The organism is Microcystis sp. M53598_WE2 (genome assembly GCF_030067735.1).
Taxonomy (GTDB): domain Bacteria; phylum Cyanobacteriota; class Cyanobacteriia; order Cyanobacteriales; family Microcystaceae; genus Microcystis; species Microcystis aeruginosa.
On the sequence record NZ_JASJFE010000995.1, the window covers coordinates 1 to 7,925 of the forward strand.

Consider the following 7,925-nt stretch of genomic DNA (forward strand, 5'->3'; position numbering starts at 1 on the left):
CTCTAACTCAACAGTTGTTAAAAATTTCTCTCCATCAGGACGATACAATTCTAAACTAGATTTATTCCAGATAAAACGCACACCTAAACGGGGACTTATCCAGTCATTGATGGGGATAATTTCTCTTAAAGTTTTTCCCTGTCTTTGCCATCCTTGTAAACGACAGCGCATCGGGTTATATAAATAGTATTCTTCTACACTATATGTGTCATAAAACTCTAATTTTCGACTCATCTCTGCTTTTGTATTCTTCGGTGATAGAATTTCAAAAACCACTTGAGGAGCGATATTTTCTTCCTGCCATTGACGATAGGAACCCCTTCGTCCTTTGGGACGGCCAAAAGCTACCATCACATCGGGAGCAACCGGTGAAACCAAAGTAGAACGCAGAGGATACCAGAGTAAATCTCCGGCAATAAACACCTTAGGGTCATCGGCAAATATAATCTCTAAATTCTCCTTAATTTTAACAATCCACTCATATTGTTCGGTATTATCTGCCATCGGTTGACCATCGCTATCGGGGAAAAGAAGATCGTCGTCAATATCAAGATAACTAACCATTGTCTTTTAATTTTAATGGATGGTTGTTTTCTGATTGTAGCAAGATAATTAAGTAGGTAGGCATTAAAAATTATCAGACACCCCCCTTATCAAGGGGGGATTAAGGGTAGGGTTGATTCATGAATCAACCCTACCTTGAATCAACCCTAGGGAGAAGGGAGAAGAGGAGAAGGGAGCAGGGAAGTGGGGGAGAAGGGGAGAGGGGAGGAGGGAGAAAAAAGCTGATGGCTGACAAAAGGTCTTAAGCGGCGGTTATATCTATTAAAGTCTATATTTATCAAAAAGTTAATTGACTAGAATCTATAAAAGCGTTAGGATTGATGGTGACAAATAGTTGTTATTGAGAAGGGGATAAGAACTTGATACAGGCAACCCTGCACCAGTTAAGGGTTTTCGAGGCTACCGCTCGACACAGTAGCTTTACCAAGGCGGCCGAGGAGTTATTTATCACTCAACCTACCGTCTCAACCCAAGTCAAACAACTCACAAAAGCCGTGGGTTTACCGCTATTCGAGCAAATCGGCAAACGTTTATTTTTAACCGAAGCGGGTCAGGAATTACTGTTCACCTGTCAAGAGATTTTTAATAAATTGGACAACTTTCAAATGAAAGTGGCCGATATTAAGGGAACTAGACAGGGAAAGCTGACTTTAGGCGTAATTACTACCGCTAAATACTTTGTACCGCGATTACTGGGGGCATTCTGTCAACAGTATCCCGGTATTGACATCGCCCTGCAAGTGACTAATCATCAGAAACTGCAAGAGCGAATGTTAAACAACGAGGATGACCTCTATATTCTCAGTCAACCGCCGGAAGAAGTGGAACTTTGTTCTCAGTCTTTCCTGGAAAATCCCCTAGTGGTGGTGGCGCGACGAGATCATCCTTTGGTGGGCCAGAAAAATCTCCCCCTTGAGTGCCTCAACCAGCAACCTTTTATTATGCGCGAATCGGGATCTGGAACCCGCCAAGCGGTACAAAAATTATTTAATCTCCAAGATATTAAGGTGAAGGTGCGCTTGGAATTAGGCAGTAACGAAGCCATTAAACAGGCTATTTCTGGCGGTTTGGGACTATCGGTACTATCTAAGCATACTCTCATCTCGGAAGGGGAAAACGGCGAATTAGCCATCCTCGACGTGGAACATTTTCCGATTCAGCGCAATTGGTACGTTTGTTATCTGGCCGGAAAACAACTTTCCGTGATTGCCGATGCTTTTTTAAAATACCTGCTGGAAGCTAGTCAAACTCTCCCGATTAATGCCTCGTTAAAAAATGGTGACAGCTTATTAGTGAGCCATTAAACCTTAAACTTTAATTCAGGATCATTTTTCTTCTTGAGGTGTTTATATGTTCGAGTCCTTCAGCCAGACTATCTGGTTGGTACCTCTTTACGCCTTTGCGGGCGCACTTCTCGCTCTACCCTGGTCTCCCGGTATTATCCGGCAAACCGGCCCCCGACCGGCCGGTTATCTGAACTTGATCATGACCTGCTGGGCTTTTTTGCATAGCCTTTTTGCTTTAATCGCCGTTTGGGGTCGTCCGCCCCAATCTATAGCATTTAATTGGCTAAATGCCGCAGATTTAAGCATATCTTTAGATGTGCAGATTTCGGTCGTTAATATCGGGGCTTTACTGCTAATTACCGGCTTAAACCTCGCCGCCCAGGTATATGCGATCGCCTATCTAGAAATGGATTGGGGTTGGGCAAGGTTTTATTCTCTCGTCGCCCTCTTTGAAGGGGGTATGTGCGCCCTAGTTATCTGTAATTCGCTATTTTTCAGCTATTGTGTGCTAGAAGTTCTGACTCTCGGCACTTATCTGCTGATTGGTTTCTGGTTCAATCAATCTCTGGTAGTGACGGGGGCGCGGGACGCTTTTCTGACTAAACGGATTGGCGATTTAATCCTGTTGATGGGAGTGGTGGCCCTTTTACCCCTGGCGGGAACCTGGAACTTTGACCAATTAGCACAATGGGCGGCTACAGCCAATTTAAACCCCAATGTGGCTAATTTACTCTGTTTAGCCCTGATTGCAGGTCCAATGGGCAAATGCGCTCAATTTCCCCTGCATTTATGGCTAGATGAGGCCATGGAAGGACCGATGCCAGCGACAATTCTGCGGAATACGGTCGTCGTTTCCACCGGCGCTTGGTTATTGGTGAAATTAGAGCCGGTGCTACAATTATCGCCCTTAACCTTGCAAGTAATGATCATTGTTGGCTCTGTTACTGCCATCGGTGCGGGGTTAATTGCGATCGCCCAGATCGATGTCAAGCGCTCCCTTTCCTATTCCGTTAGTGCCTACATGGGACTGATTTTTATCGCTGTTGCCACCGGACAAACGGAAACCGCTTTAGTGTTACTCTTTACTTATGCGATCGCTATGTCCCTGTTAGTCATGGTGGTGGGTAACATCATTTGGAATAATATCAGCCAAGATTTAAGCCAATACGGCGGTTTATGGTCCCGTCGTCCCGTTTCTGGTATTTGTTATCTCGTCGGTGCCGCTAGTTTAGTCGCACTGCCTCCCTTTGGTGGTTTTTGGGCATTAGCGCGCATGGGCGATCGCCTCGCAGAAATCAGTGGTTTACTGTTATTAGTGCTATTGTTGGTCAATGCTTTAACTGCTTTTAGTGTCACTAGAGAATTTTGCGTTTTCTTTGGCGGTAAAATCAAACCAATGACCCTGCGCTCTCCGGAAGCTCTTTGGCCCTTAGTTATCCCCATGACTGTGACCATGGGTTTCGCCCTTCATCTGCCGATTTTATTGGCGCAATGGCATTTATTACCAAGTAACTTAAATCTGGGAGTGGCTTTTCTCTTGGTGCTTTCCACTGCTGCGGGCGTAATTCCGGCAGCCTATATTTACCTGAATGAAAATATCTCCAAACCGATCGTTTTTCAACCGAAAGCCCTTCAAGATTTCTTTGCCAACGACCTTTATACAGCCAAATTGTATAAAGTCACCATCGTTTTTGTCGTCGGATTAATTTCGCAAATTATTAACTGGATCGATACCTTTCTGGTGGATGGCATCGTTAATCTGGTGGGATTAGCCACGGTTTTTGGTGGTCAGAGTTTGAAATATAACGTCTCGGGCCAAACCCAATTTTACTTTCTGTCGATTATTTTGGGGGTGGCTTTGATTGGTATTATCATCTGCTGGCCCCTACTAGCACAAATTTCTCTAGTTTTCAGTTAAAGATTTGATAACTTAGGCTTTTCTTTAGCATCCCCGGCCCTGACAATAGGATTTGTCCTGATTATATGGAAACAATTACCTATGTTCAATACCTCTCGTCGCCAATTAATCCGTTATGGGGGTGGTTTTTTGGGAACCGGTCTGGCCGCTACTGTTTTGGGTTCTCAGTTGTCCCAAACTAACGCCCAAACTGCTGTTAATTCTGAGCCATGGCTGACCGCTCAAAATAAAGGATTGAACCCAGACCAGGCCTTAACTATGCTCATGGAAGGCAATCAACGTTTCTGGGAACGAAGACAAAAAAGTCCTAACCGCGATCAAACTCGGCTCACAGAAGTGGCCGAAAGTCAAGCCCCTTTTGCGGCAATTTTGGGCTGTGCCGATTCTCGCGTGCCGGCAGAAATTGTTTTTGATCGCGGATTAGGAGATCTATTTGTTTGTCGGGTAGCGGGAAATTTAGCCACTTCCGAAGAAATTGGTAGCCTCGAATTCGGCACGTTGGTGTTAGGAGCCAAGGTAATTGTTGTCCTTGGCCATTCTCGTTGTGGAGCGGTAAAAGCCACCATTGAAGGGGGTCGATTCCCCGGACAAATCGGTCGTTTAATCGATGGCCTACAGGTGGGAGTTGATCGGTCTGAAAAACAACCCGGTTCCAACAAACTTGAGCGAGCAATTAAATCCAATGTTATCTATCAAGTAGAGAAATTAGGCAAATCCCCGGTCATGGGTGATTTAGTAGATAAAAAACAATTAAAAATTGTTGGAGCCTACTACGATCTCGATAGCGGCAAAGTGAGTTTAATTTAGTCAATTCTAGATTAGTCATCGTGTCGGTTGGCTAATCCTTTTCTCATCCCAGTCATTATAAATTTGATCGATACCAATATGCTCAGTACCCTGCTTTGGTTGCCAATAATTGGAGCAATTATCGTCGGTCTTTTCCCCGATAAATTTGCCCCAGCAAAATTACGTCAAATTACCCTCTTTTTTGTTGCCGCCGTCCTCTTTTGGTCTTTATATCTGCTGACCCAATATAACTTAACCAGTAATGGCTTTCAATTTTCTGAATACCGCGAATGGGCAAAACCAATCGGTTTAAGTTATAACCTCGGAGTCGATGGTTTGTCCTTACTGTTAATTATTTTAAACTGTTTCTTGACAGGAATAGCTATCTATAGTACCGAAGAAAAAGTAGAGCGTCCCCGACTTTATTACATCCTAATCCTCCTGATTAACGCCGGGGTTTCTGGGGCATTAATGGCCAAAAACCTGCTGCTGTTCATCGTTTTCTATGAACTAGAATTAATCCCCTTTTATCTGATGATTGCTATCTGGGGAGGCGAAAAACGTGGCTATGCTTCGATTAAATTCCTTCTCTACACTGCTGTCTCTGGGTTATTAGTCCTAGCGGCATTTTTAGGCATAGGTTTCCTCAACGGTGGTACTTTTGACTATTCCTCCCTCTCGACCGCCGATTTCTCCCAAAAAACCCAGTTACTGCTCTTAACTCTGCTGTTAGTGGGATTTGGCATCAAAATTCCCCTCGTACCTCTCCATACTTGGCTACCGGATGCCTACACGGAAGCTTCCCCCGCTACAGCCATTTTACTAGGTGGTATCCTCGCTAAACTCGGTACTTATGGCTTAGTTCGCTTTGGTCTGCAATTATTCCCAGAAACTTGGTCTTTAATCGCCCCCGGACTGGCAATTGTCGGCGTTATTAGCGTTATTTACGGGGCCTTGAGCGCTATTGCCCAAAAAGACATTAAACGCATGGTGGCCTACAGTTCGATCGGTCACATGGGCTATATACTGGTAGCAGCCGCCGCCGGCACGGGTTTAAGCGTCCTTGGTGCCGTCGCGCAAATGATTAGCCACGGTCTCATTCTCGCCCTCTTATTCTATCTGGTGGGCATCGTCGAACGCAAAGCCGGAACTAGAGATTTAGACGTTTTAAACGGTTTAATGAACCCAATTCGCGGTTTACCCCTGGTTAGCGCCCTATTAATTCTCGCCGGTATGGCCAGTGCTGGTATCCCCGGATTAGTGGGATTTGTGGCGGAATTTATCGTTTTTCAGGGGAGTTTCTCCCGTTTTCCCGTGCAGACGGTTCTCTGTATCATCGCTTCCGGTTTAACGGCGGTTTACTTTGTTATCCTGCTTAATCGCACCTGTTTTGGCAAATTGGATAATAAACTTGCCTACTATCCCAAAGTCCTGAAATCGGAAACTATTCCCGCTTTTGTCCTAATGGTATTAATCGTCTTTTTAGGCATTCAACCCAATTATTTAGTCCGTTGGATTGAACCCACCACTAACTCGATGGTTGCCAGCTTATCGGGGGAAGCAAAACCTAGTTTTGTCTTCAAAAAATCTCCGCAAAATTCCTCAAAAACCAACTGGTTGAATCGGGGTAAATTTTTGAGTAATAGTTAGTTATCCCTTGCTGTTTCCGAATTATTGTAACCGCTGCTAATTACTTTACCTAAAACTATGACTGGGACATTAATCAAAGCCAAAATTCCCCCTTCTACTCACGAATTCGCCGACATTATCCACCGTTTAGAAGCGGGTGGATCCATGTTGCCGGATACTCCCGAAAACCTGATGCAAATTATCGGCATTTATAAAGCTTATGCCGTGCCGATGGATTTTTATTGGCGAGATCTGCTCTATATTGCCGAACGAGTTTTCCTCGATCCTTTGCCCTTTTTTAAATATTTTCTGCCCCAAGAATACCTAGACCTACAAAATCATTACGCTGGCGATAATGCCGATTTACGCATCTGGCGCGGTACGGGTTCCGCTCACCCTGAATTGTTAGAATTCATGGATAAAGGTAAAACCAGAAAAATGCCCAGATTAATCCATCATCTTTGGCATGACCGTATTAATATGGAATTTGCTGAAGCTTGTATGCAAGCCATGTTATGGCATGGCCGCGATATGGGTTGGGGTTTATTTGATGCCTATCTTGATTCAGAAGAATATCGCCAAAATGCCGACCGCGCTATTAAGGCCTATTTCAAGAAAAACCCCGTGATGATGAAACTTTATGACCTGTTCCCCGATATGTTCTTGGAACAGGTGCGGATGATGTCCTACTACTCTAATTTAGGACTATTCTGGGAAGTGATGGCCCCGGTATTTTTCGAGATGTCTGATATCTACGATGAAGGCGGCTTTAAAGGTGTTCCCGATGCCATGAATTTCCTCGTTAATGGCATTTTTGCCATCGCTGGCCGGCCAATTTACCATCACGTTTATATTGATGGTCAATGCTACGAAATTATCCCCAAATCAAAGGCTTTTACTTGGCTTTATGAAGCGGCTTTACCCTATGTAGAAGCGGTCTTTTATCGTACTGCTCCCTTCCGGGGTACAAAGTCCTATAATGCCCAAGCAAAACAGGTTCCCTACCAACAAAAAGACTTTCACTATGGCATTCTTTATGCGGATGTTTTCCCCGTGGGTACTGCGGGAATTCCTCCCACGTTGTTAATGGATGATATGTATCATTTTTTACCCCAATATCTGATCGATTACTATCAGCAACACTGCCGGGGGGAAGACGATATTTTGATTCAATTGGGGATTAGTTTCCAGCGCTCGATGTATAATGTTACTTCAGCAGTTATTCAAGCTCTACGCACGGCTTTACTCTATCCCCTCGACGATCCTAATCCCAAACATTTACTCAAAAATCGTCAATTCTTTGAGGCACAAATGGACAGATTTAAACGCCCCGAAGCGCGTCTTAGAGATATCCAAAGTCCTAATTATCGTTAAGGTTTTTGGGTTATTTTTCTGGTGGGTTTATCGCCCACCTTTTTTGATTATGAGATAACCGACACCCAATGTCATACTAATACTAAATCCCTTGAGTAACCCACAGAAAACGGGTTTTTCCGAGAAACCCGTTTTCTACTCGAGGGAATAAATAATCAGTATTTAATAGCCAGATTTAGTATTAAGTACCTAAGCAAAATTAATTACACATTTCGATAAAGCTTTTGCCTCTTGCCTTCGTTAAAACCACCCACTTAATAGGATAGTTACAGAACGTAAAAATTGGCTAATTCAGGAGTTATTATTATGCTAGACCAAATGATGAAGATGTTAGAAGGGCAACAAATAGGCCCCTATCGTCTTAATAA

The 7,925-nt window shown here is 44.0% G+C and carries 6 protein-coding genes; 5 read left to right on the top strand and 1 reads right to left on the bottom strand.

The window, feature by feature from the left end; translation table 11 throughout:
* The coding region (locus PX636_RS20355) for a Uma2 family endonuclease (protein ID WP_288118538.1) at positions 1-564 on the bottom strand (564 nt) is incomplete at its 3' end.
* 359 nt (positions 565-923) lie between these two features.
* Here PX636_RS20355 and PX636_RS20360 point away from each other — a divergent pair.
* The 5 genes from PX636_RS20360 to PX636_RS20380 all read left to right on the top strand — a co-directional run bounded on the left by PX636_RS20360 (position 924) and on the right by PX636_RS20380 (position 7,557).
* Positions 924-1,868, top strand: coding sequence for a LysR family transcriptional regulator (locus tag PX636_RS20360; protein WP_288118540.1), 945 nt, complete (start codon positions 924-926; stop codon positions 1,866-1,868).
* Between the two features lie 46 nt (positions 1,869-1,914).
* Positions 1,915-3,768, top strand: a complete 1,854-nt coding sequence (locus tag PX636_RS20365; protein WP_288118541.1) for an NAD(P)H-quinone oxidoreductase subunit F — start codon at positions 1,915-1,917, stop codon at positions 3,766-3,768.
* Positions 3,769-3,849: 81 nt separating this feature from the next.
* A complete protein-coding gene (locus PX636_RS20370) occupies positions 3,850-4,575 on the top strand; it encodes a carbonic anhydrase (protein WP_288118542.1) in 726 nt (241 codons plus the stop codon).
* A gap of 78 nt (positions 4,576-4,653) precedes the next feature.
* On the top strand, positions 4,654-6,204 hold the full coding sequence (locus tag PX636_RS20375; RefSeq protein WP_288118544.1) for an NADH-quinone oxidoreductase subunit M: 1,551 nt from the start codon (positions 4,654-4,656) through the stop codon (positions 6,202-6,204).
* A 57-nt stretch (positions 6,205-6,261) separates the two neighbouring features.
* Positions 6,262-7,557 (top strand): CO2 hydration protein, encoded by a 1,296-nt coding sequence (locus PX636_RS20380; RefSeq protein ID WP_079209640.1) that lies wholly within the window; start codon positions 6,262-6,264, stop codon positions 7,555-7,557.
* The last annotated feature ends 368 nt before the right edge of the window (positions 7,558-7,925 follow it).